The sequence below is a fragment of the Hymenobacter terrestris genome (genome assembly GCF_013377905.1).
Taxonomy (GTDB): Bacteria; Bacteroidota; Bacteroidia; order Cytophagales; family Hymenobacteraceae; genus Hymenobacter; species Hymenobacter terrestris.
The window spans coordinates 24,349-47,110 of sequence record NZ_JABKAV010000026.1 but is presented as its reverse complement, the minus strand read 5'-3'; the positions used below and the strand labels follow the sequence as shown (position 1 = coordinate 47,110).

Genomic DNA, 22,762 nt, shown 5'->3' with positions numbered 1-22,762 from the left:
ACTGTGGCGTGCATATATCGGCACGACGTAGGGGCGGGACTTTCCCCCGCCCGTCGTTGAACGATCCAAACAAGGCCCGTTCGAGGGCGGGGGGGGACAAGCCCCGCCCCTACATCGACCTCCCCAACTTGGGGTTAAGCTGCTGTTTGCTATTCGCTTCTATATAAGTCCTTCGCTGCGCTCAGGATGACCGTACCTTTGCCCCTTATCGGCTCCCTGCTTCCCGAGCCACTCATTCGCTTCCACCCCATTGATGCCGCTGCACTCCCTCTCCCCTGTTTCTGCCGAGGCCCTGCTAGGGCTGTGGCACCTCACGGAACCGGCCGACAAACTCTGGGAGTTGCTGCCGAGTCCGGCGCACTATCTGGCCCGGTTTCCCGACGGCCGCGACGAACTGCGGGCCCGGCAGTGGCTGGCGGCCCGTGTGCTGGCCGGGCAGCTGCTGCGCGAACTAACCGATGCGCCCACCCCGCTCGAAAACGACCCGAACGGCCGGCCCTATTTCAGTGGTTTGCCCGCCTTCGGGGTGTCGTTGTCGCACTCGGGCGAGTGGGTGGCGGCGCTGGTTGCCCGGGGTGCCGCAGCCGTTGGCACAGATATTGAACTCATCCGCCCAAAAGCCCAACAGCTGGCCCGGCGGTTTCTATCGGAAGCCGAACAGACCGACGCCGGCAACGATGCAGCCAAGCACTGCCTGTACTGGAGTGCCAAGGAAACGCTCTACAAGCTGCATAGTCGCCGGGGGCTGGTGTTCAAAGAGCAATTGTTGCTCAATCCGTTTGAGCGGCGGGAGGCAGGTGTTTTGACGGGACACCTGCTGCTAGAAAACTCCCGCCGCCAACACCAGATTCATTATTTTCAGCCCACCCCCGATTACGTGCTCACTTACTGCGTAGATGCTGCGTAAGTGAACCCGCTCACCACCTCACCAACGTCCCTATGTCTTTCCGCCGCATTTCCCTGCTTGCCGCCGCCACGCTGTTGTTCGGCATCTTCGCCGTTAGCTCGGCCCGCGCCCAGGGCAGCCGCTCGGTAGCCGATTTCAGCCTCAAGCAGAACAATACGGAAGTGAGCCTGAAAAGCTACACCGGCAGCAAGGCCGTGGTCGTGGTGTTCATCAACCAGACCTGCCCCTTCTCGACGCTATACCAGAACCGGCTGGCCGCTCTCAGTGCCGACTACGGCGGCAAAGGCGTGCAGTTCCTGTTCATCGACACGCCCATTAACGTGGAGGCGGCCATTGATGCCAACGAGAAAGTGAAAGTGAAGGCCAGTGGCAGCGCGGCCCTCCCACTGCTCACCGACGAAGGCCAGACGGTGAGCACGCTGCTGGGTGCCACCAAAACCCCCGAGGTAATTGTACTGCAGCCCGTCAGCGGCGGTTTTGCGGTGCGCTATAAAGGGGCCATCGACGACAATCCGCAGGTGGAGAACTACGTGAAGGAAAAGTACCTGGCCCAGGTGCTCGACAACCTGCTGGCCGGCCGCGCCGCCGGCGTAACCGACAAGCGCGCCGCCGGCTGCCTGATCAAGCGGTTCTAAACCTCTTTCCCTATAAACGGCCACGGCCGGCCCGCATATTAGTGCAGGCCGGCCGTGGCCGTTTATAGCTTTGCTACTTACTTATTCGTTGGGGTCAGTGTCGGATGGCTGCGGGTCGTCGGTAAGTATGGTCAGCAACTGGCCGACTTCCACGGCTTTGGCGGGCTCCTGCAGCTTCTCGAAGCTGAGCTGCAGATTGCGTAGGGCCCGGCGCACGATGTCGAGGTGGGTGCAGGGCTCGAAGAAGATGTCGTTGGGCGTGAGGTTGAGCTGCTGTACGTAGTGTTCGATATCGGTGCGCGAGAGCACCAGGCCACGGTTGTAGCAGTTGATGTAGAAAGGCTCCAGGGGCGGTTCGAGCTGGTAGGTGAGCACGAACAGGTTGGGCAGGTTAACACCGAACACCGGCAGCTTAAGGCGCTGGGCCACCAGCAGATATATCACGCAGAGCGTGAGCGGGTTGCCGCGCTTGGTTTCCAGCACCCGGTGCAGCATGGAGTTGGCCGGCGAATGGAAGTTCTGGGTGTTGGCCGCGAACTTATGGGCCCGGAAGAACACGTGGTTGAGCGTCTGCACCTGGTCGGCGGGGTGCATTTCGGGCTGCAGCAGCGTCCAGACCTCGAAACGTAGCTGCTCAATGGCCCGGTTCAGGCTCTGAAAATCGGCATCGGGATACTGATAGGAGTTCAGCAGCCACATGCCCTCCAGCAGGTTTTCGGCCCCTGCCTCGCGCCACACCCTAAAGCGCTGCTGCAGGCCCTCAAACTGCAAGTGGTGAATCAGGTCTTCGAGGCGCTGCTGCTGGCGCGGGTCGAGGCTTTCCTCCCAGCTTTCCTCCAGAAACGGGATAATGGTTTCGCCCAGCGTCTGGATTTTTCCCTCCACATGGGGGGCGCTTTCCGGATCGTCGAGCAGGGAAATAAGGGCCTTGATTTCGCGGTTGGTCATGGACGGAAGCGGGCGGCAACTAAAGCAGGAGCAGACAAAATAAGCGACTAAACACAACCGACGCCGTTTTAGTGGGCAGGTTGCCGGTAGCTAACACGTTGGCTGGGCCGTTTTGTTCGGTTGGCAGCAATGGCCGGAAGCAAACCAGAGCCGTAGCGTGTGTGGATGGCTGGTCGAAAGCACGCCATGCAGAGTACCGCGAAGCCTCTCGCGTGCTGACGTTGTAACGATATTGTAACGATAAGCCAACGTCAGCACGCGAGAGGCTTCGCGGCACTCTCCGTAACGTTCCATTCGCTAGCACAATTAGATAGGCGGTAGCGGCCGGACGGCTTACCAGGGCCGCGCTACTTTCCACGCGGCTTTCAAACCACCATGCCCTGCTGCCTACCGGCGCTGCCGTTTATAGCCGAATGAACCGGGGGTCCGAGCCAGCCTTGGGGATTTTGTAGTCCTTGAGAAACGCCTTGAGGGCCTTGGGGTCGTGGCCGAAGGCAGTTACCTCAGCCTCCAACTGCCGGATTCGCTGTTCCAAGCTGGCCTTCATCTGCAGGAAATCCAGCTCCATGGCAGCGGGGCTGCTGGTGTAGAAATACTGTTTACCGGTGAAGCTTTGCAGGCCCATCTGCTCATCGAACAACTGTTGGTCCAGCTCCTTGACCTGCTCGCGCAGCAGCTTGTTGAAGTAGCGCAGCTGGTCTTCGGCCAGGCTTTCGAGGTGGGCCTGATCGATGCGGTTCAGCTCCAGTTGCAGCCGTAGCAGCGTGAGAAGCTCGTTGGCCTTGTAGGCGGTAGTCACGCGGGCCAGCAGCTCGGTTTTGCGGATTTTTTCGTCCTCGTCAGGCTCCCGGTCGGGGTGCAGGTGCTTCACCAGATCCATGTACAGCGTGCGCACGGCTTGGGTGATGTTCTGCTCCTCAGCCTTCTTTTTGTCGGCGGCGGCCTGCTGCGTGGGGCTCTTTTTGCGCTTGCTCCGGCGCTCCTCGGCCTCGGCTTCCTGCTGCTCGTAGGCCTCCTGCCGGGCGGCCATCTGCTGGGCCACATAGGCCTGAAACTTCTGGGGCGTGCTCACATCCACCCCTTCCTCGAACTCGATGCCGAACTGCTGGCGGTACATCTGCTTCATCATTTCGGCCGTCTGGGCTTCCAGGTCGGCGTCCTCCGCCTCCAGAGCCGCCGCTTCCTCGGGCGTGGGTGGCGGGTCGAGCAGGTCGAAAATGGGAGCCAAGTCGTCGTAGCCCCGGTCAAGCAGGTCGGCACACTTGTCCACTACCAGATCCACAATTTTAGTGCGCTCGGTTTTGGTGAGCTTCTGCTGTTCGTAGGCCTGGCCCAGGGCCCGTACCATAGCGGCGCGCTGGTCGTGGTGCCGGGTTTGCAGGGGCCGGTACTCGTTTTGCACCCGCTGGCGCAGCTTGTCGGCGGCCGCCCGGAACTCGCTCACCTCGGTTTCGAGCTTAGTAATCTGCTTGGTGAGCCGGTTGAAGGCCTTTTGCTCCTTGGAAAGCGCGTCGGAACCCTTGCCTGCGTTCGGAATATGCACGAGGGCGGGCGCGCCATCAGATTTCTTCTTGGCCATGAGCGGAAACTGCTAGGTTGAATGACCAAATTACGGCGTTTTACAGTTTTGGCTCCGGTTTACCTGTATCCCTACAGGCCTCAGCCTGCCGTTGCGTTCAGCCCAAGCATCCACCCGGTCCGCCGAAACGCCAGCGGCCCGCCGCTCCGGGTGGAACTGGCGGGCCGATAGTTTTATTTATTCATTCGGAAGCGGTTTGAGCTGCATTTCCCTAATTAACCACTTCTCTGTGTCTTGCGTCGGCTTGATAGTTTTGAAGTAGGAAAGTCCTGCTGGTATGGCCACAACAAAGAAAACAAAGCCTGTCCTTTCCAATAAAGTGATGGATCTGTACACACCATTAATAGTTATTTTTTCACTTAACAAAAGGGAGAAAAGCAGAATGCTGCCTACTATAAAACTGAGGAACATGGTGGAGTATGACGGTTTAATATCCAGACTCACCTGTACAAAGTCAGCATTCATAATTTCTCCCTTCACCAACGGATGAATTTGGCCATTTATGCTCCCACCACGCTTTTTAATTGAAAAGCACTCATCATCAACCTGAACGTCATAAGTATTGCTTTTGAATGTCCATATCTCAGATTTTTTTGATGAGAGGTGATCTAAAAATTGATATATCTGCTCTACCGTCAATGACGACTTGTAGGAACGATGTATCCTGAATGGTATTTTCATTTTCTTACGCTACCAATCACACCTGAATAACGCCCACGTTGTAGGCCTTTTCAATCGGCGCGTGGTTGGCCATGCTGATGCCTTGGGAAATAACCTTGCGGGTGTCGCGGGGGTCGATGATGGCATCGACCCAGAGGCGGGCGGCGGCGTAGTAGGGCGAGAGTTGCTCGTCGTAGCGGGCCTTAATCGTGTCGAGCAGCTCCTTTTCGGCTTCGGGCGTGATTTCCTGGCCCTTGGACTTAAGCGAGGCCACCTGAATCTGGAGTAGCGTGTTGGCGGCGGCCGCGCCGCTCATTACAGCCAGCTGGGCCGTGGGCCAGGCCACGATGAGGCGCGGGTCGTAGGCCTTGCCGCACATGGCGTAGTTGCCGGCGCCGTAGCTGTTGCCCACAATCACCGAGAACTTAGGCACCACGGAGTTGGCCATGGCATTCACCATTTTCGCGCCGTCCTTGATGATGCCGCCGTGCTCACTCTGCGAGCCCACCATGAAGCCCGACACATCGTGCAGGAACAGCAGCGGAATTTTCTTCTGGTTGCAGTTCATAATAAACCGCGCCGCCTTGTCGGCCGAGTCGGAGTAGATGACGCCACCCATCTGCATGGCGCCCTTCTTGGTCTTCACGATTTTGCGCTGGTTGGCCACGATGCCCACCGCCCAACCGTCGATGCGGGCCAGGCCACACAGCAACGTCTGGCCATACAGGTCTTTGTAGGGCTCGAATTCCGAGTTATCCACCAGCCGGTTGATGATGTCCATCATGTCGTAGGGCTTGGCGCGGTCGGCCGGCAGCACGCCTAGGATTTCCTCGGGATTCGCCTTAGGCGCAACAGCCGCTTTGCGCGAGAAACCGGCCGTGGCCTGGCCCCCGAGCTTATCGAAGATGTTGCGCAGGTGGTCGAGGCACTGCTCGTCGTTCTCAAATTTGTAGTCCGTGACGCCCGAAATTTCGGAGTGCGTGGAGGCCCCGCCCAGCGTTTCGTTGTCGATGGATTCGCCGATGGCCGATTTCACCAAGTAGGAGCCCGCCAGAAACACCGAGCCGGTGCCGTCCACAATCATGGCCTCGTCGCTCATGATGGGCAGGTAGGCCCCGCCGGCTACGCAGGGGCCCATAATGGCGGCCATCTGCACAATGCCCATCGAGCTCATCACGGCGTTATTGCGGAAGATGCGGCCGAAGTGCTCCTTATCGGGGAAAATCTCGTCCTGCATGGGCAGATATACACCCGCCGAATCGACGAGGTAGATGATGGGCAGCTTGTTTTCGATACTGATTTCCTGGGCCCGCAGGTTTTTCTTGGCCGTAATCGGGAACCAAGCCCCGGCCTTCACGGTGGCATCATTGGCCACTACCACGCACTGCCGGCCCTGCACCCAACCAATCGTTACCACCACGCCGCCCCCGGGGCAGCCGCCCTCATCCTGGTACATACCGTCGCCGGCAAACGCCCCGATTTCCACGCTGTCCGCCCCCTCATCGAGCAAGTAGGCAATCCGCTCGCGGGCCGTGAGCTTGCCCTTGGCTTTGTGCTTGGCCATACTTTTCTCGCCGCCACCCAACGCCACGCGCTTGTTGCGCTGGCTTAGTTGAAAGATGAGTTGCTTGAGGCTGTCTTCGTTTTTGTTGAATTCGAGGTTCATTGCGGGTGGGATGGGAAGTGGGTGGGTAGAATTGGGTAGTGAGAGGCCCGAACGAGATAATTAACAGAGCGGTGTCATACTGAGCTCGTCGTAGCCAACAGAGTTACCACTGCGGTAAATATGCTTCGACAAGCTCAGCATGACATCGCCCTCCGCATTCAGTTCAGATCATTTTAGACACCAGTTAAAACCAAAGAAATCCGCCTGGGTGGGCGGATTTCAAAGGTAAGCAGATTGGCGGAAGCCGGCCGGGCTATTTTACCGTTTTGGTTTCCAGTTCGGTTTCGATAACGGTGCCATTTGGCTTGGTAACCGTGGTTTCCACCTCTTTCTTGGATTTCTTGCCGCCACCGAATACCGAGAAGTGCACGTATTTCTTGGGGTTGGCCTGCAGGTCGGAAATAAGGGCGTTGGAGCTGGCGGCGGTGGCGTTGAGGTTGCGGTAGAGCGTGCTGTCGTTGAGCAGCTTGCCGAGCGAACCCTGCTGATCGGTGAGCGAGCGGTTGAGGGCCGTAACGGCGCTTTGCGCCTCAGTCATGGTGTTGTTGAGCTTACGTACGGCCGGGCCGATGGGCGCGTTTTTGAGTGAGTCGCTGAGCTGGGCCATGTTGGCGGCAATACGGTCGAACTTAACACTGGTTTTGTTGAGGTCGCTCGTGAGTTGGGCCATGTTGCTGGTGATCTGGTTGATGTTGCGCTGGTTGAGCAACAGCAGATTCTTGACAGCCTCGGTGGCGGCCTGGCTGTTGAGCAGCGTGGCCTGCAGGCTCAGGCGGGCATCTTTGTTGAGGAACGCATTCACCTTGGTCAGCGTCGAATCAACGGTACCGAGCACCGGCAGAGCTTTGGCCTGGAAGGCATCGGTGAGGCTGGCCACGGTGTACGACTTCAGCTCCTCGCCGCCATTAAACACCTGGGAGTTGCGACCCAGAAACAACGTAATGGTTTTCGAGCCCAGCAGCGAGCCGCTCAGGCTGGCCACTGTCGAGTCGCCCACCGTTACGCCTTTCTGGAGCTCCACCGACACTTTAACGCGGTTGCCTTCTTCGGGCAGCAGCTCCATCTGCTTCACTTGGCCCACCTTAATGCCGTTCAGAATCACGGGGTTGCCGATGGCCAGCCCGTCCACGTTATCGTATTTGGCGAAGTATGTGCGGTCCGACGAGAGGATATTACTGCCTTTCAGGAAGTTGAAGCCGAAAATGAGCAGCGCCACGGCCACAATGCCCAGCAGGGCTACTTTTATTTCTTTGGACACGGGAGGTCGCGGTTATATGAGGGAGAGAGTCAGCAAGCGGGCCCGTAGTTGCACGGGCCGGTTAGTCGCCCGAGCCGGTTTCCAGCTCCTGCTTGTATTCGCGGAAAGCCTGGTAGATGCCCGAAGCCATATACGCCTGATTGGTTTTATCGTTCAGATAGTTCTCCTCTTGCCGATTGGTCAGAAAGCCGGACTCAATCAGCACCGCGGGCATGGCCGATTTCCAGAGCACCAGAAAACCCGCCTGCTTTACGCCCCGCGAGGGGCGCTTGAGCGTGGTGCGGAAATGCCGGTCAACCTTCTGCGCAAAGCGCAGGCTGTTTACCATGTAGGCACTCTGAAACAGGCTGAACAGGATGTGGCTCTGCGGCGAGGTAGGGTCGAAGCCGTTGTACTGCTCCTTATAATTATCCTCCTGCAGAATAACCGAGTTTTCGCGCTTGGCTACGGCCAAGTTGGCGTCGGTTTTGTGCGGGCCCATCGTCCAGACCTCGGTGCCGTGAGCCGCAGGAGTCGCGGCGTTGCAGTGGATGGAGATGAATAGGTCGGCGTTGTGTTTATTGGCGATGTTGGCGCGGTCGGCCAGCTCCACAAACACGTCGGTTTTGCGGGTGTACACCACCTTCACATCGGGCATTTTCCCTTCGATTTCCTTGCCAAGGGCCAGCACGAGCTTAAGGGCCACGTCGGCTTCGCGGGCCGAAACGCCGGTGCAGCCCCGGTCTTTACCCCCGTGGCCGGCATCGAGCACCACCGTCCGGAGCTTGTAGCGCACGGGCGGCGGGGCCACCGTCTGCGGAGCCGGCGTGAGGGGAGAAGTAAATTCGGCGAAAAGAAGAAGGCTCGCCACACCCAGAGCGACAATATTCCGCACGGAGTTCGTTAGTTGAGGTAGCTACCGGCTACCTTTGCAAACCGCCACAAAATAAACGATAAATAACTACGTGGCCCTATTCGCGCCTGTGTTTCATCTCTTAACACGCTTATTCGGGCTTCGGCCAGCACCAGTGGTGCTGCTTACGCTGCTGTTGAGCCTGGGGTTGCTCATGCCCCCGGCCCAGGCGCAACAAACGCCGACGCCTACCCGGCAAAAGCCGCTGCCCGATCAGCAGGTGCCCAACCCAACGCCGCCGCCGGGCACGCAGGTGTCGCCGAGCACCAACGCGCCGGGCGATGTGCGCCCGCTGCCCACCATCGTAAACCCGCCCAAGCCCGACGGCCGCGTGCGCACCGATACGACTACCACTGGCCTGCAGGTGGGCGGCACCCCCGATTCGGTGCTGCTGGGCGCGAGCCCGGGCCGCAAGGGTGCCGTGGAAACCACCGTGGTCTACAAGGCCCAGGACTCCATCCGGTTCGAGGTGCAGAACAAGCGCGCCATTTTGTACGATAAGGCCGACGTGACTTACGGCGACGTGAACCTGAAGGCGGCCCTGATTACGATTGACTATGCGCTCGACTTGGTAACGGCCGAAGGCGCCGCCGACTCGACGGGCAAAGTACAGGACCGGCCGCTGTTCACGCAGGGAGCCGAAACTTACCAGGCGGGCCGCATCGACTACAACATCAAGAGCAAGCGCGGCCGCATTACCGATGTGGTAACCAAGCAGGGCGAGGGCTTTATTCATGCTGAAAAAATCAAGCGCCAGCCCAACGGCGACATCGACGGCCTGCGCGGCAGCTACACCACCTGCAACCTCGAACACCCGCACTTCTACATCAACGCGTCCAAGATGAAGCTCATCCCAGGGGAGCAGGTCATCACCGGGCCGTTCAACCTGGTTATCGGGGATATTCCGACACCGCTGGGCTTTCTGTTCGGCTACTTTCCCACGCCCAAAACCAACAAGCGGGCCTCAGGCCTCATCATCCCCACGTTTGGGCAGGCCGCCGACAGGGGCTTTTTCCTGCGCAACGGTGGCTACTACTGGGCCGCCAACGAGCACATTGGCGTGCGCCTGACGGGCGACATCTACGCCGGCAACAGCGACCGGTTCGGGGGCTGGCGGGGTACGGCTGAGATGCAGTACATCACGCGCTACAAGTACGACGGCCTGTTCACGTTCAGCTTCAACTCGCAGCCCATCGAGAAAATCTTCAACAGCACCGACGCCAACACCAACCCGACCTATACGCCGCCGAGTTCGTCCAACTCGTTTGCCCTAAGCTGGCGACACACGCCGGTACCGCGGCCGGGAGGCGGGCGGTTTTCGGCCAGCGTAAACCTGCAATCGGCCAATGGTGCGTACCAGCGTAGTGCGACTTTCAACACCCGCAACTACCTGAGCGCTTCCTTCCAGTCGAACATCAGCTACTCTAAGCAGCTGCGCAACGCCCCCATCAACTACGCGCTGCAGCTCAGCCAGACCCAGGACACCCGCTTGGGCACGATGACGGCCAACCTGCCCGACCTAACGGTGGGCCTGGCCCGGCAGTACGTGTACGATATTCTGAAAATCAGGCCCCGCAAGGCTTACGAGCAGCTGGCGTTTTCCTACAACCTCACCTTCCGGAACAGCCTGACCAACAACGTGCCGGCCCGGCTGCTCAACAGTGGCACCATTCCGCTGCTGGGTGGCTCGCGCGACCCCTACATTACGCCCATTAAGCTGGGCAACCTGAACCAGTTGCTGCGCAACTCCCAGACGGGCATGAAGCACGACTTCAACATCACGCTGGGCAGCTATACCGTCAGCAAATTCAATATCAGCCCCGGCATCACGTACAACGAGGTTTGGTATTTCAAGCGGCTCGATTACAAGTACAACCAACTGGCTCGGGCCGTAGAAATTGATACGACAGTCAGCTTCAACCGCCTACCCACGGGCTCAGCTAACCTTAACCTCAACACGTCGTTCTACGGCACCATTATCCGCAAGGGTAACCGCAAGCTGCAGGCACTGCGCCACAAGGTTACGCCCAGCGTCGGCTACAGCTACGCGCCCAAGAATCTGCCGGGCGCGGATGCGTTCCAGACCTTACGGCTGGACGGCCTGCGCGACCCCGCTACCGGCCGCCTTTACTCCTCGGACAGGCAGTATATAGAAAACGGTGGGCTGCTATTCCCCCAGTTCAACAACTTCATCTACGGCGTACCGCTCAACAGCTCCAACAACCGGCTGTCTTTCCAGTTGCAGAACTCGGTGGAACTGAAGGTGCGCAACTCCGACGATACCACCGGCACCACCCCTTTTAATAAGGTGACCCTCATCCGCGACCTCACGTTCTCGGGTGGCTACGACTTCGAGCGGGTTGGGGGCTTCAACCTCGACCCCTTTTCCTTCGCCTTTAATACGGAGGTGGCCCGCAAGCTCACGGTGTTCATCAACGGCCAGCTCAGCCCCTACCAGCAAGACTCGCTGGGCCGGATGCTCGACAAATACCTGTGGCAGCAGTCGAAGGTGCGGCTGGCGCGCCTGACCGGCGCCAGCATGAACTTGGCCTACCAGTTCAATCCCAGCCAGGGCAACCGCAAGTCGGCTGTGAAGCGCGATGTGGCCCCCGTAAACGACCCGCAGCTGGGTGCCGTTACGCCGCTCAACCCCTACGAGGACTACGTGAATTTCGAGATTCCCTGGGAGTTGAATACGGCTTTTGCCCTCACCTACCAGAACCAGGGCCCGTTGCCGGCGCGGCCCGGCCGGGTGCGCAAAGGTCCCTACACGGCGGCCTCGCTCAACCTTAATGGCTCGGTAAAGCTCACCGAGTCACTGCGTTTCGGCTTCAGCTCCAACTACGATTTCGTCAATAAAACGCCCGCTTTCACCCGCCTCGACCTGACCAAGGACCTGCATTGCTGGCAGATTAACGGTACCTGGACGCCCTTCGGTCCGGCCCGCGGCTACTTCGTAACCATTGCCGCTAAATCGGCGCTATTGCAAAGCCTCAAGCTGAGCCGCAACCGCACCTTCCTCAACAACCTGTAGCGTTTTTAGCTGCTGGCTGCCAGCTGTTAGCTGGTAGCTTTGTTCGTATCTTCTGAAAAAACCGCAGCTTTGCTTTCCCAATCCGGTAAGGCCCGGCAAGCTTGAAGCCGACCGATTGCGTTGCAGCTTGCAATGCGCCTGCTACTTGGTCGTGAGCACATGCAAGTTGTGCGGCTTTACAGGGAAACGGAAGCACTATTCAGAACCTCAGCTAACAGCCATCAGCTATTAGCTAACAGCTAAAAAACATGTCTCAACACAAGGAAGTGAAACTCGTGACCACGCACCAGCTGCTGGCCATGAAGGAGCGCGGCGAGAAAATCTCCATGCTCACGGCCTACGACTTCTCGATGGCTCAGATTCTGGACGGTGCGGGCATCGACGTGCTGCTCGTCGGCGACTCGGCCTCCAACGTGATGGCCGGCCACGAAACCACGCTGCCCATCACCCTCGACCAGATGATTTACCACGCCCAGAGCGTGGTGCGCGCCGTGAAGCGGGCTTTCGTAGTCGTCGATATGCCATTTGGCTCCTACCAGGGCAACTCGTCGGAGGCCCTGCGCTCGGCCATCCGCATCATGAAGGAGTCGGGCGGCCACGGCATCAAGCTGGAAGGTGGGGCTGAAATCAAGGACAGCATCACCCGCATCCTTACGGCCGGCATCCCGGTGATGGGCCATTTGGGCCTTACTCCGCAAAGTATTTATAAATTTGGCACGTATTCGGTGCGGGCCAAGGAAGAGGTGGAGGCGCAGAAGCTGATTGAAGATGCGCTGCTGCTGCAGGAAATAGGCTGTTTTGCCCTCGTGCTGGAGAAAATTCCATCGGGCCTGGCCAAGCGCGTGGCCGAGCAGCTCACCATTCCCGTCATCGGCATCGGGGCCGGCCCCGATGTGGACGGGCAGGTGCTGGTAGTGCACGATATGCTGGGCATCACCAAGGAGTTCAAACCCCGCTTCCTGCGCCGCTACGCCGACCTCGGCGACGCCATGCACGACGCCGTGCAGCGCTACATCCAGGACGTAAAAGCCCGCGACTTCCCCACCGCCGACGAAGCGTATTAGTTTAATTAGCAATGAATAATTAAGAGTCAATAATTGGGCTTGAACTCTGCTATTATCCGCACTTAGCGGAACAAAAGAGCATTTTTTCAATTCCCAATCATCAATTCTTAATTATTAATTAATTCAAAAAGTGAATCGTCCGAATTTGTGGTCGGAGCGGAAGGAAATTCTGTTCGAAGACAACCATCTGCTCATCATCAATAAGCCCGCCGGCCTGCTCGTACAGGGCGACTCCACCGGCGACGAGCCGCTTTCCAATAAGGCCGAGGAGTACCTGCGCTTCAAGTACAAGAAGCCAGGTGCCGCCTTCATCGGTGTGGTACACCGCCTCGATAGGCCGGTGAGCGGCGTGGTAGTGCTGGCCAAAACCAGCAAGGCCCTGAGCCGCATGAACGAGCTATTTCGCGACAACAAAATCAGCAAAACTTACTGGGCCCTCACCGGTAAGTGCCCCTCCCCCATTTCGGGCCACCTCACGCACTGGCTGGTAAAAGACCCTATCCGCAACGTAACCAAGGCCTACTCCGAACGCCACGGCCAGGGCCAGAAGTCGGATTTGGACTACCAGGTAATGGGCGAGGCTGGCAACCGCTTTCTGGTGCAGGTAAGCCCCATTACGGGCCGTCCCCACCAGATTCGGGTACAGCTAAGCACCGGCCTGGGCACCCCCATCGTCGGCGACGTGAAGTACGGCTTCCTGGCCCCGTTGCCCGACGTAAGCATTGCCCTGCACGCCCGCGAACTGCAGTTCAAGCACCCGGTAACTCAGGCAGATATGCGCATCGTAGCCCCGCTGCCAGATGTAGCGCACTGGCAGGCCTCCGAAGCGTATTATTAGGTTGGGATAGCACGGTGTAGGGGGGGCTTGTCCCCGCCCGCCGTTCGGGCCGATGGCGTGGTTGGAGGGACTCGTTGAAACGGCGCAAATTGCGGGCGGGGACAAGCCCCGCCCCTACATCGTTCTGCGTAATTGGGAATTTATGGATGAGGTGGCCTCCGCCAAGCCCAACAACATTATGGCCTTTTGGGCAGGGAAATTGCACTGGCGGTAGGGGTAGCCGTAGTTTTGCACCACAGTCGCTGAACTTATATAGCATTTCCACGCTTTGCTGGCTGTACGCTCCGGCGGCCCCTCCCTAAGACCTCCTCACTTTTTCTGCCCTTTTCAATGGCAATACTCGTTTTCTTCGTCGCGCACTACTACTTGTCGCTGTTCACGCAAACGTTCTACCTGCACCGCTATGCGGCGCACAAGATGTTTACGATGAACAAGTTTTGGGAGAAGTTCTTCTTCCTGTTCACCTACATCTGCCAGGGTTCTTCGTTCCTGTCGCCGCGGGCCTATGCGCTGCTGCACCGCATGCACCACGCCTACTCCGACACCGAACTGGATCCGCACTCGCCGTTGTACTCGTCGAACGCTTTCACCATGATGTGGAAGACCAAGAACATCTACAACTCCGTACTTAACCGCGACTATGCGGCTGCTGAGCGCTTCGAAGGTGATTACCCCGAGTGGAGCCTCATCGAAAACCTGGGCGATAAGTGGTACTCCCGCGTGGCCTGGGGCACGTTCTATGTGCTGTTCTACGTGAACTTCGCTACGGCCTGGTGGCAGTTCCTGCTGTTGCCGCTGCACTTTCTGATGGGTCCGATTCATGGTGCCATCGTGAACTGGGGCGGCCACAAGTATGGCTACCAAAACTTTGACAACCACGACCACTCCAAAAACACGTTGCCCTTCGACTTTTTGGCGTTCGGCGAGCTGTTCCAGAACAACCACCACAAGCTGCCCATGCGCGTCAACTTCGGCGTGAAGAAGTGGGAGGTTGACCCCACCTATGCCTTCATCTGGGCCCTCGATAAGGTGAAAGTGGTGAAGATTAAGCGCAAGTGGCAGGAAGACGTGCAGATGGCCGCCTAGTCAGCTGTTAGTCCGCTATACGAAAAAGGGTTTCTCCGTGCGGAGAAACCCTTTTTCGTTGGTCTTAGGCTGGCCGAATGGAAAGGAATGGATTTGAATCTGCGCAATGCTTTCAATCCGCCCAAACTGTGAGTACCTTTGCACCTCATTTTCAACCAGACGCACGGGATGCGTCGCTTAACCCAACCGGTTTATGGCAGTTAAAATCCGCCTCGCCCGCCGCGGCCGCAAGAAGGCCGCAATGTTCGACATCGTTATTGCTGACTCGCGTGCTCCACGTGATGGTCGCTTCATCGAGAAAATCGGTACCTACAACCCCCAGACCAACCCCGCTACCATCAACTTCGATGGCGATAAGGCGTTCGACTGGATCATGAAAGGTGCCCAGCCCACCGATACCGTACGGGCTATGCTCTCGTACCGTGGTGTGCTTTACCGCAAGCACCTGCAGCTGGGTGTAATCAAAGGCGCTATTTCGCAGGAAACTGCCGACGAGCGTTACACCGCTTGGAAGGAAGACAAGGACACCAAGATTGAAAGCAAGCGCACCAGCCTCGGCACCGCCAAGGATGAGGCTCGCCAGCAGCGCATGGCTGCCGAAACCAAGGTGAAGGAAGCCCGTTCGGAAGCTCAGCGCGCCAAGCAGGCCGCCATCGATGCTGCCAACGCCCCGGCTCCCGTAGCCGAGGAGGCCACCGAAGCCACTTCGGAAGCCGAAGGCGAAACGACCGAAGCTGCTGCTTCGACCGAAGAAACCACCGAAGCTGCCGCTGAATAGTTTGTGAGTTGAGCAGTTGAAGAATGGTGTTGCCGTAATGGCCTTCCCACCTTCAACTGCTCAATTTGCATAGCTAACCGCTCCATCTGCTCCAATCCATGAAAATCGACGACTGCTACCAGCTGGGCTCCCTCGGGAAGCCCCACGGCCTGAAAGGGTTTGTGGTGGCGTTCTTCGATGTGGACGACCTCAACGACTACCGCAAACTGCAAACGGTATGGCTGGAAATGCCCGCCGCTCCCGGCAAGCTGGTAGCCCACGGAGTCGAGAAATTTCAGCCCCAGACCGACAACAAGGTTCTGTTCAAGCTGAAAGGCATCGACCGGATTGAGGACGCCGAGCCCCTGCGCAACGCCAAACTCTGGCGCCCGCTGGCCGAGCTACCCGCTCTGGCCGACGACCAATTCTACTTTCACGACGTGGTAGGTTACCTCGTGGTGGATGAGGCACTGGGCGAGCTGGGCACGGTGGAAGCCTTCTACGAGCTGCCCCGGCAGGACGTGCTGGGCATGCGCTACCAGGGTCAGGAAGTCCTGATTCCGGTGGTGGATGAGTTGATCCTACGCGCCGACCAGGCGGCCCGCCGCCTACTGGTGAAGCTGCCCGACGGTTTGCTCGACGTGTACATGACGCCTTCCTCGCCCAACGACGAGCAGGATTCAGACGACGACGAGCCGGCCGCGTAACCGTTCAACTGATGCGGATCGACATCGTTACGTGCCAGCCGGATTTGCTGGTCAGCCCCTTTGCGCATTCCATCGTGAAACGCGCCCAGGAAAAAGGTCTGGCCGAAATCCACTTGCATGATCTGCGCCGCTATGCCATCAACAAGCACGGCCAGATTGACGATTATGTATTCGGAGGTGGGGCCGGCATGGTGTTGCGCGTGGAGCCAATTGCCGCTTGTTTCGACGAGCTGCTGGCCCAACGTACTTACGATGCCATCATTTACCTCACGCCCGACGGCGAAACCATGCGCCAGCCGCTGGTCAACCGTTTGTCGCTGGCCGGCAACCTGCTGTTGCTGTGTGGGCACTACAAGGGCGTCGATGAGCGGATTCGGCAGGCCTACATCACCCACGAAATCAGTGTAGGCGACTACGTACTGAGCGGGGGTGAGTTGGGTGCCGCGGTGCTGGTTGATGCCGTAGTTCGGTTGCTGCCCGGCGTGCTGGGCAACGAAGAATCGGCCCTGAGCGACTCGTTTCAGGACAACCTGCTCTCGCCGCCCATTTATACCCGGCCCGCTGAATGGCGGGGCCAATCGGTACCAGAAATTCTGCTTTCGGGCAACACTCCGAAAATCGACGTCTGGCGCCACGAACAAGCCCTGGCCCGCACCCAACAGCGCCGCCCGGACCTATTGGAGTAGTGAGCAGGAGAAACCAGCCGGCAACTGCCAGCCTTCCACCACCTCACGATTTCACCATTTAAAAACAGAGCGCTATATTTGCGCCTCTTTACCAGAAACCCCCGGGGCGGCGCGACCGTCCTTTATCGTCTTTTCAACCATGAGCGTACTACTCGATTTTATTGAGCAAGAGTCCCAGGAGCGCCGCGCCAGCTTCCCCCGTTTCGCTGCCGGCGACACCGTTAACGTCCACGTGAAAATCCGCGAGGGCAACAAAGAGCGCGTGCAGCAGTTCCAGGGCGTTGTAATCCAGCGCAAGAACACCAGCACTAACGGCGAAACTTTCACCGTGCGTAAAATCTCGAACCAGATTGGTACCGAGCGGATTTTCCCCCTCCTCTCGCCTAACATCGAGAAGGTAGAAGTTATCCGTCGTGGTAAGGTGCGTCGCGCCCGTCTGTACTACCTGCGTGGCCTGTCGGGCAAAGCAGCTCGTATCAAGGAGCGTCGTTTGAACGCCCCCAAGCCAGTAGCCGCTGCGTAAGTAGCGCTGCTTCCAGCATAAAAAGAGCCGGCTCTCCTTGCGGAGGGCCGGCTCTTTTGTTTATCTGTTTATCATCCTACCATAAAAAAGGACCGGTGAATAATCTGCGCCTGAAGCGTAGACTATCCACCGGTCCTTTTTTATGGTAGGATGATATCAGGCAGGAATTAATTGTTCTGCGAATCCTGCTTCAGGTCCTGGGCAGGCGTGTTGTCGTTGCCACCACCGCGGAGCTGCTTGGCGGCGGCGCTCAGTGCTTCGCCAAGTTTAGTGATGCGCTCGGCCGTGTTCGGGTTCTCAGCAAAGCTTGCGGCGGCCAGCGTATTGGTACCTAAGCGGCCCATGAGGCGGGTAACGGTATCCTGGTTGACGGCACCGCCACCGAAGTGGGCCTTCAGGTCCTGCAGGTCGACTACCAGCTGGTGCAACTCAGGGTTGTTGGTATCCTTGAGGTCTTCAATCCAGCGCTGGAAATGGTTATCAAGGCCGGCACGGCTGGCTTCTTCTTGGAGGTCGTTGCCGAGTAGCGTAGTAGCGCCGTCGAGGTGAACCTGGTGTTGGGTATCGTCTTTAGGGATTTTGTGGAAGGACATGCGAAAGAATGGTTAGACTGCCTCTTAGGTGGCAGCGTGGAGAATACTGTTTGTGCAAACGCGGGCAACTGGGAAAGGTTGTAGCGCATCTTGTGGCCCGAGAGGCTACATTTGGTCTCTTTTTCTCCTGGCTCTCCCCTTCCGCTCTGTTTCTGCATGAAAACAATCCTTTACCTACTCTGTCTGCTGGCGCTGCCAGCCCTGGCCCAGCAGCCCACCACCGAATGGCAGCAACAGGCCAATTATTCTATCGATGTAACCCTCGACGACCAGCGCCATGAACTCATCGGCCGCGAGGAAATCATGTACACCAACAACTCGCCCGATGTGCTGCCCTTTATTTGGTTTCATCTCTGGCCCAATGCCTACCGCGACAATAGCACGGCCTTTGCCCACCAGCAGCTGCGTAACGGCAACCGGACGTTCCAGTTCGCTACGCCCGCTCAGCGCGGCTTCATCGACGGACTGGAGTTTCAGGTAAATGGCCAGCCCGCCCGCCTCGAGTTCGACGCTGACAACCCCGACATGGCCCGGCTGCTGCTGCCTCAGCCCTTGGCGGCCGGCGCCAGCATCACTATCACCACGCCCTTCCGGGTGAAAATTCCGGACTCGTTTTCCCGATTGGCGCATGTGGGCCAGCACTACCAGATAACTCAATGGTACCCCAAGCCCGCCGTATACGACCGCAAGGGTTGGCACCCAATGCCCTACCTCAGTCAGGGCGAATTCTACTCCGAATTCGGCTCGTTTGATGTGCGCATTACGCTGCCGGCTAACTATGTGGTGGGGGCCACCGGCGTACTGCAAAACCCCGACGAGCTTGCGCGCCTCGATGCGCTGGCTGCCATCGGAGCCAGCAAGAAAACGGCCGAGGACTTTGGCACCGACCTTAAATTCCCGGCTTCGGCTCCCGAAACCAAAACCCTGCGCTACGTGCAGGACCGCGTTCATGACTTCGCCTGGTTTGCCGACAAGCGCTTCAACGTGCTCAAAAGCGGTGTTACGCTGCCTTCGGGCCGTACGGTCACCTCTTGGGTGATGTTCACCAACCGAGATGCGCCACAGTGGATAAAAGGCCTTCAGGACGTCAATGACGCCCTCACCTACTACTCTCGTTGGGTAGGTGAGTACCCGTATGCCTCCGCTACGGCCGTAGACGGGATCATGAGTGCCGGCTCGGGCATGGAATATCCGATGGTAACCGTGACGCCGCCCGCGGCCATTGTGCACGAGGTGGGCCACAACTGGTTTTACGGTATTCTGGGCTCGAACGAGCGGGATTTCGCCTGGATGGATGAGGGGGTGAACACGTATACGGAGAACCGCATAGCTGAACGCGACACGGCCGTCGGCGGAATGATGGGCTTTCTATCCAAGTGGCCCCTAATAGAAACTGCCACGGGCATTGCCGACTTACCGGCCGTTTCCCTGGATCGGTTGCCCGTTGCCGCCCTCGCGTCGCGCGGCTTCGACCAGCCCGTGAGCGGGGTTGCATCGGCTGATTACGGCCGTTTCAACTATAACATCATCACGTACTCGGAAACGGCGCTGCTGCTGAAATACCTGGCCGGTTACCTCGGGCAGGAGCAGTTTGATGTGGCCATGCGCGCCTACTACCAGCAGTGGCAGTTCCGCCACCCCTACCCCGAGGATATGCAGGCCGCATTCGAGCGGGCAACGGGGAAAGAACTGGGCTGGTTTTTTCAGCAGATGCTCACGAGCCAACATCCCTACGAGGCGGCCCTATCGGATTTGCTGGTGCAGGGCGAAACCCTGAAGGTGCTGGTGCGCAACGATTCGCCCGCCCCGTTTGCCGTGCCCGTTTCTACGCTCGATGCCCAGGGCCGGGTGCTGGAAACCAAATGGACACCCGCTTTCGGCGGCACCGACGACGATACGCAGGACGAAACCCAACTCGACTTTCGCGCCACCGACGCGGCGGCCGTGGTAATCGATGCGGGCTACCTCACGCCCCAACTCAACCGCCGCGACGACCGGATGAAGGTCGGCGGTGCTTTTCGGCGCATCGAACCGTTGCACCTGCGCCCCCTGGCCAGCCTGGAGCGCTGGGACCAGCAGGCTATCAACTGGATGCCGGTGCTGGGAGTGAATACCTCCGACAAGTTCATGCTCGGGGTCGCCTTCTACAACAACCTGTTGGCCCCCAAACGGCTGAACTACCTGGCCATGCCGATGTACAGCTTCAACCGCCGGGAGCTCAATGGCATTGGAAGCCTGACGCTGAACGTGCTGCCCCAGACCCTGACCCGCCAGCTGCTGACCAGCGTGCAGCTGACCCGCTTCGAGCGCTACCGCAAAATTGAGCCTAGCCTGACGCTGCACCTACCCCACTCTGCTTTCAACCGGGCCCAGCACCTCGTGCGGTTTGCCAATACCAATATCCGCGACCAAGACTCCCGCCAGACCACCAGCATTCAGACGCTGGAGTATCGGGTGCGCGACGGCAACGCCCTGCAAAACTGGTCGGGCCACGTGGAGCTCAATCAGCTCAGCCCCAACGCAGAATCGGAAAATACCAGCCAGAACGCGACTTTGTTGCGGGCCACTGCCACCTACGGCCGCTACTACAACCCCACCAAACAGATCCGCGCCCGCTTGTTTGGCGGCGCCTTCCTGAACTCGGGGAAGGATAGTCCGTTTGCCATGGGCTTGAGTGGCAGCTTCGACTACCGCCGCCAGACGATGTTCCTGGACCGCCAGCAGATTTCTCACACCTACCCTGCCCAGCTGCAACAAACCGACGACCGGGACGGCGGATTTAAGGCCTACCTGCCCGTGGCTTCCCAGAAGTGGCTTACTACCCTGGGGCTCGAAGCCGATTTGCCTGTTATCCCGCTGGTAGTTTTTGCCGATTTTGGCTTGGTAAACCGGGCCAGTCAGTCGAGTTCGGGCCGTGTGAATGGCTACTACGATGCCGGTCTGGTAGTGCCTGTAACCAAACTGCTGCTACCCATATCCAATAATATCCTGCGCCTTTACCTGCCTCTGGCCGGCAGCCAGTACGGCAACGGGCTACCCGGTAGCCGCAAGGAGTTCACCGACCAGATTCGTTTTGTTTTCCATCTGGAAGAACTGAGTCCCTTCCGCGCCCTGAACCAGTTCCTGGCCCAGTAGGCTAGCCCTGCTTTATGGCTCTCCCCCCGACGCCCGGTTCGCATTACGCGGCCGGGCGTTGTTGTTCTGCGGGCTTACATGGAAGTCCCTTTGCTGCAATTATCGGTAGTGAAATCTGATTTCAGCACAGTAATTCAGCTGCGTTGCGCCATCCGGTTGCGGTTGCGCCCTTTTGCCAGTACTTTGCCGCCATGCGCCGAAGCCTCTCTATTTTCTGCCTGCTGCTGGCCGGCTGTGGCCCGCAATATGCCGATATACCCACTTTCTCAGCCGATCGGAAGCTGCTGCAGCTGGTGGTGGAAACGCCGGCCGGCACCAACCACGAGCAGCGTTATAACCCCACGACAAATGCGTTTGAGCCATTGAGGCTGGCGGGGCTGGCCGCAGTGGTAGAGTTTCTGCCCGCGCCCGGCAACCTGGGCTTCATACCCGGTACCAGCTCACCCGATGCGGCTAAAGGCCAGCCGCTGCCGGCTCTGCTACTAGCCGAAAGTCAGCCCACCGGCACCGTACTCGAGGTGTTGCCCGTTGCCCTGCTCACGCTCGATATGGATGGGCTGCTACGGCCGGTGGTGGTAGCCGTGCCGGCCCGGCCCAGCCAGCGCATCCTGCCCCAGGCTACCGATTGGGCCAGCCTGCAGCGCACGCATCCCTCGGTCAGGCCCTTTCTCGACCTATGGTTCCGTAACAGCGCCTCTAACACGCGTATCGTCGGCTGGAAAGACGAGAAGGCTGCCAGCCAGTTAATTCGTCAGTGGATGCGGTAGCTGATGTGGCAGGCAGGCCTCTCACATAGCCTCTGACAGAAAACGCCCCACCGGATAGACCGATGGGGCGCTTTCTGTCAGAGACTATGTGAGAGGCTACAACCCGGAAAAGGGTGGCTCCGACTAGCTTATTGGATCTTGTTGAGGCGCTCTTTTACGGCCTCCAGTGCAACGCGCATGTTCACGATGTCGGCGCGGGCACCTTCCTGCTCTTTCAGGTTGGTATCAATCTGGTTGTTGAGCTGCAGCAATTCGGAGGCGTTCTGGGCCAGCTGCTGCTGAATCTCCATTTTCTTCTGCTTGTTGCGCTCGATTTCCTTCTTGTAGGCATCAGCCTTGGCAATAACCGCAATGTGCTGGTTCTGGGCCTGCTCCAACGACTTTTCAGCCGACATTACCTGCACGGCCATGTCTTCGCGGTAGAGCTTTACGGAGAAGTCCTTGAGGTAGCCCTCAGCCGCTTTCCACTGCACGGGCGTGGCGTCCTTGCTCAGGTAGGCGTTGCCTAGGTCAATCGACCACCAAATGGTGGTACCGGTTGGCACGGCGTCCACTTTGCTGATAACGCGCACCGGCGTTTTAGACAGTGCGTCGATTACCACGCCGTCCATGGTGTAAATGCCTTTGTCGGACTTTACCTTGCTACCGAACTGCTCGTCCAGCTGTTTCTTCCAGGAGTCCTCTACTCTTTTGCTGTCGAGCTGCATGGAAACCCGCTGGCCTTTGCGGGGAATGCCTTTAATGGCCATCTCGGTTTCGTCAACCTGGGCAGTCTGTGCGAAGCCGGTTACCGACGATACCAGCACCAGCAGCAGCGGAAAAAGTATGCTTCGTTTCATAAGGAGAACAATTGATTGAAAAAGAAAAGCTTGCGCAACAGAAGTAAGATTTGGAAAAAGACTTTCCGACTGACCAAATTTAACCAGCCTGTCTGCATGTTGCTACACCGTCGATTGTTTTTTTTCAGGAAATTAGACTTTTAGGGGAAGATTTATATATCAACTTATTTATATGATAAACTTATGCA

General features: G+C 58.4%; 20 protein-coding genes. 12 read left to right on the top strand and 8 right to left on the bottom strand.

All coding sequences use genetic code 11. The features are described from left to right. Positions 1–253 precede the first annotated feature (253 nt). Entirely contained in the window at positions 254–907 is a 654-nt protein-coding gene (locus tag HW556_RS10570) for a 4'-phosphopantetheinyl transferase superfamily protein (protein WP_176899990.1), read from the top strand. Positions 908–939: 32 nt separating this feature from the next. Continuing rightward, positions 940–1,542, top strand: a complete 603-nt coding sequence (locus tag HW556_RS10565; RefSeq protein ID WP_176899989.1) for a redoxin domain-containing protein — start codon at positions 940–942, stop codon at positions 1,540–1,542. A gap of 81 nt (positions 1,543–1,623) precedes the next feature. On the opposite strand, the gene HW556_RS10560 is transcribed toward HW556_RS10565, so the two are convergent. The 6 genes from HW556_RS10560 to HW556_RS10535 all read right to left on the bottom strand — a co-directional run bounded on the left by HW556_RS10560 (position 1,624) and on the right by HW556_RS10535 (position 8,527). Then, positions 1,624–2,490 (bottom strand): transglutaminase-like domain-containing protein, encoded by an 867-nt coding sequence (locus tag HW556_RS10560; protein ID WP_176899988.1) that lies wholly within the window; start codon positions 2,488–2,490, stop codon positions 1,624–1,626. 403 nt (positions 2,491–2,893) lie between these two features. Further along, positions 2,894–4,069, bottom strand: coding sequence for a hypothetical protein (locus HW556_RS10555; RefSeq protein WP_176899987.1), 1,176 nt, complete (start codon positions 4,067–4,069; stop codon positions 2,894–2,896). A 177-nt stretch (positions 4,070–4,246) separates the two neighbouring features. Beyond that, on the bottom strand, positions 4,247–4,750 hold the full coding sequence (locus HW556_RS10550) for a hypothetical protein (RefSeq protein WP_176899986.1): 504 nt from the start codon (positions 4,748–4,750) through the stop codon (positions 4,247–4,249). Positions 4,751–4,766: 16 nt separating this feature from the next. Beyond that, a complete protein-coding gene (locus HW556_RS10545; protein ID WP_176899985.1) occupies positions 4,767–6,395 on the bottom strand; it encodes an acyl-CoA carboxylase subunit beta in 1,629 nt (542 codons plus the stop codon). 253 nt (positions 6,396–6,648) lie between these two features. After that, positions 6,649–7,653, bottom strand: a complete 1,005-nt coding sequence (locus tag HW556_RS10540) for an MlaD family protein (RefSeq protein ID WP_176899984.1) — start codon at positions 7,651–7,653, stop codon at positions 6,649–6,651. A 61-nt stretch (positions 7,654–7,714) separates the two neighbouring features. Further along, positions 7,715–8,527: an N-acetylmuramoyl-L-alanine amidase family protein gene (locus HW556_RS10535; RefSeq protein WP_394354133.1), complete on the bottom strand. Its 813-nt coding sequence runs from the start codon at positions 8,525–8,527 to the stop codon at positions 7,715–7,717. Positions 8,528–8,615: 88 nt separating this feature from the next. On the opposite strand from HW556_RS10535, the gene HW556_RS10530 reads away from it, so the two are divergent. From HW556_RS10530 to rplS, 8 genes are all read left to right on the top strand, one after another. Next, positions 8,616–11,579 (top strand): putative LPS assembly protein LptD, encoded by a 2,964-nt coding sequence (locus tag HW556_RS10530; protein WP_176899983.1) that lies wholly within the window; start codon positions 8,616–8,618, stop codon positions 11,577–11,579. A gap of 248 nt (positions 11,580–11,827) precedes the next feature. Beyond that, entirely contained in the window at positions 11,828–12,643 is an 816-nt protein-coding gene (gene panB / locus HW556_RS10525; RefSeq protein WP_176899982.1) for a 3-methyl-2-oxobutanoate hydroxymethyltransferase, read from the top strand. 130 nt (positions 12,644–12,773) lie between these two features. Continuing rightward, positions 12,774–13,481, top strand: coding sequence for an RluA family pseudouridine synthase (locus tag HW556_RS10520; RefSeq protein WP_176899981.1), 708 nt, complete (start codon positions 12,774–12,776; stop codon positions 13,479–13,481). Positions 13,482–13,811: 330 nt separating this feature from the next. Beyond that, a complete protein-coding gene (locus HW556_RS10515) occupies positions 13,812–14,567 on the top strand; it encodes an acyl-CoA desaturase (RefSeq protein ID WP_176899980.1) in 756 nt (251 codons plus the stop codon). Between the two features lie 193 nt (positions 14,568–14,760). Continuing rightward, positions 14,761–15,345, top strand: a complete 585-nt coding sequence (locus HW556_RS10510; protein WP_176899979.1) for a 30S ribosomal protein S16 — start codon at positions 14,761–14,763, stop codon at positions 15,343–15,345. Between the two features lie 98 nt (positions 15,346–15,443). Further along, entirely contained in the window at positions 15,444–16,031 is a 588-nt protein-coding gene (gene rimM / locus HW556_RS10505; RefSeq protein ID WP_176899978.1) for a ribosome maturation factor RimM, read from the top strand. A gap of 11 nt (positions 16,032–16,042) precedes the next feature. Beyond that, on the top strand, positions 16,043–16,717 hold the full coding sequence (gene trmD, locus HW556_RS10500) for a tRNA (guanosine(37)-N1)-methyltransferase TrmD (RefSeq protein WP_176899977.1): 675 nt from the start codon (positions 16,043–16,045) through the stop codon (positions 16,715–16,717). Between the two features lie 139 nt (positions 16,718–16,856). Further along, complete coding sequence (gene rplS / locus HW556_RS10495) at positions 16,857–17,240, top strand: 50S ribosomal protein L19 (protein WP_176899976.1); 384 nt, start codon at positions 16,857–16,859, stop codon at positions 17,238–17,240. A gap of 167 nt (positions 17,241–17,407) precedes the next feature. Here the strand turns inward: rplS and HW556_RS10490 are convergent, their stop codons facing one another. Then, positions 17,408–17,833 (bottom strand): hypothetical protein, encoded by a 426-nt coding sequence (locus HW556_RS10490; RefSeq protein WP_176899975.1) that lies wholly within the window; start codon positions 17,831–17,833, stop codon positions 17,408–17,410. 156 nt (positions 17,834–17,989) lie between these two features. Here HW556_RS10490 and HW556_RS10485 point away from each other — a divergent pair, with 156 nt between their 5' ends. After that, on the top strand, positions 17,990–20,968 hold the full coding sequence (locus tag HW556_RS10485; RefSeq protein ID WP_176899974.1) for a M1 family metallopeptidase: 2,979 nt from the start codon (positions 17,990–17,992) through the stop codon (positions 20,966–20,968). A 191-nt stretch (positions 20,969–21,159) separates the two neighbouring features. Further along, positions 21,160–21,735, top strand: coding sequence for an inorganic diphosphatase (locus HW556_RS10480; RefSeq protein WP_176899973.1), 576 nt, complete (start codon positions 21,160–21,162; stop codon positions 21,733–21,735). Positions 21,736–21,863: 128 nt separating this feature from the next. On the opposite strand, the gene HW556_RS10475 is transcribed toward HW556_RS10480, so the two are convergent. Beyond that, the gene (locus tag HW556_RS10475; protein ID WP_176899972.1) at positions 21,864–22,574 is read right to left on the bottom strand and encodes a coiled-coil domain-containing protein; all 711 of its coding nucleotides are present in this window, start codon (positions 22,572–22,574) and stop codon (positions 21,864–21,866) included. Between the last annotated feature and the right edge of the window lie 188 nt (positions 22,575–22,762).

Bases quoted from the DNA above. Each gene is read 5' to 3' on its own strand.
- HW556_RS10570 (WP_176899990.1), top strand. From the start codon at position 254: ATGCCGCTGCACTCCCTCTCCCCTGTTTCTGCCGAGGCCCTGCTAGGG.
- HW556_RS10565 (WP_176899989.1), top strand. From the start codon at position 940: ATGTCTTTCCGCCGCATTTCCCTGCTTGCCGCCGCCACGCTGTTGTTC.
- HW556_RS10560 (WP_176899988.1), bottom strand. From the start codon at position 2,490: ATGACCAACCGCGAAATCAAGGCCCTTATTTCCCTGCTCGACGATCCG.
- HW556_RS10555 (WP_176899987.1), bottom strand. From the start codon at position 4,069: ATGGCCAAGAAGAAATCTGATGGCGCGCCCGCCCTCGTGCATATTCCG.
- HW556_RS10550 (WP_176899986.1), bottom strand. From the start codon at position 4,750: ATGAAAATACCATTCAGGATACATCGTTCCTACAAGTCGTCATTGACG.
- HW556_RS10545 (WP_176899985.1), bottom strand. From the start codon at position 6,395: ATGAACCTCGAATTCAACAAAAACGAAGACAGCCTCAAGCAACTCATC.
- panB (WP_176899982.1), top strand. From the start codon at position 11,828: ATGTCTCAACACAAGGAAGTGAAACTCGTGACCACGCACCAGCTGCTG.
- HW556_RS10515 (WP_176899980.1), top strand. From the start codon at position 13,812: ATGGCAATACTCGTTTTCTTCGTCGCGCACTACTACTTGTCGCTGTTC.
- HW556_RS10510 (WP_176899979.1), top strand. From the start codon at position 14,761: ATGGCAGTTAAAATCCGCCTCGCCCGCCGCGGCCGCAAGAAGGCCGCA.
- rimM (WP_176899978.1), top strand. From the start codon at position 15,444: ATGAAAATCGACGACTGCTACCAGCTGGGCTCCCTCGGGAAGCCCCAC.
- trmD (WP_176899977.1), top strand. From the start codon at position 16,043: ATGCGGATCGACATCGTTACGTGCCAGCCGGATTTGCTGGTCAGCCCC.
- rplS (WP_176899976.1), top strand. From the start codon at position 16,857: ATGAGCGTACTACTCGATTTTATTGAGCAAGAGTCCCAGGAGCGCCGC.
- HW556_RS10490 (WP_176899975.1), bottom strand. From the start codon at position 17,833: ATGTCCTTCCACAAAATCCCTAAAGACGATACCCAACACCAGGTTCAC.
- HW556_RS10485 (WP_176899974.1), top strand. From the start codon at position 17,990: ATGAAAACAATCCTTTACCTACTCTGTCTGCTGGCGCTGCCAGCCCTG.
- HW556_RS10480 (WP_176899973.1), top strand. From the start codon at position 21,160: ATGCGCCGAAGCCTCTCTATTTTCTGCCTGCTGCTGGCCGGCTGTGGC.
- HW556_RS10475 (WP_176899972.1), bottom strand. From the start codon at position 22,574: ATGAAACGAAGCATACTTTTTCCGCTGCTGCTGGTGCTGGTATCGTCG.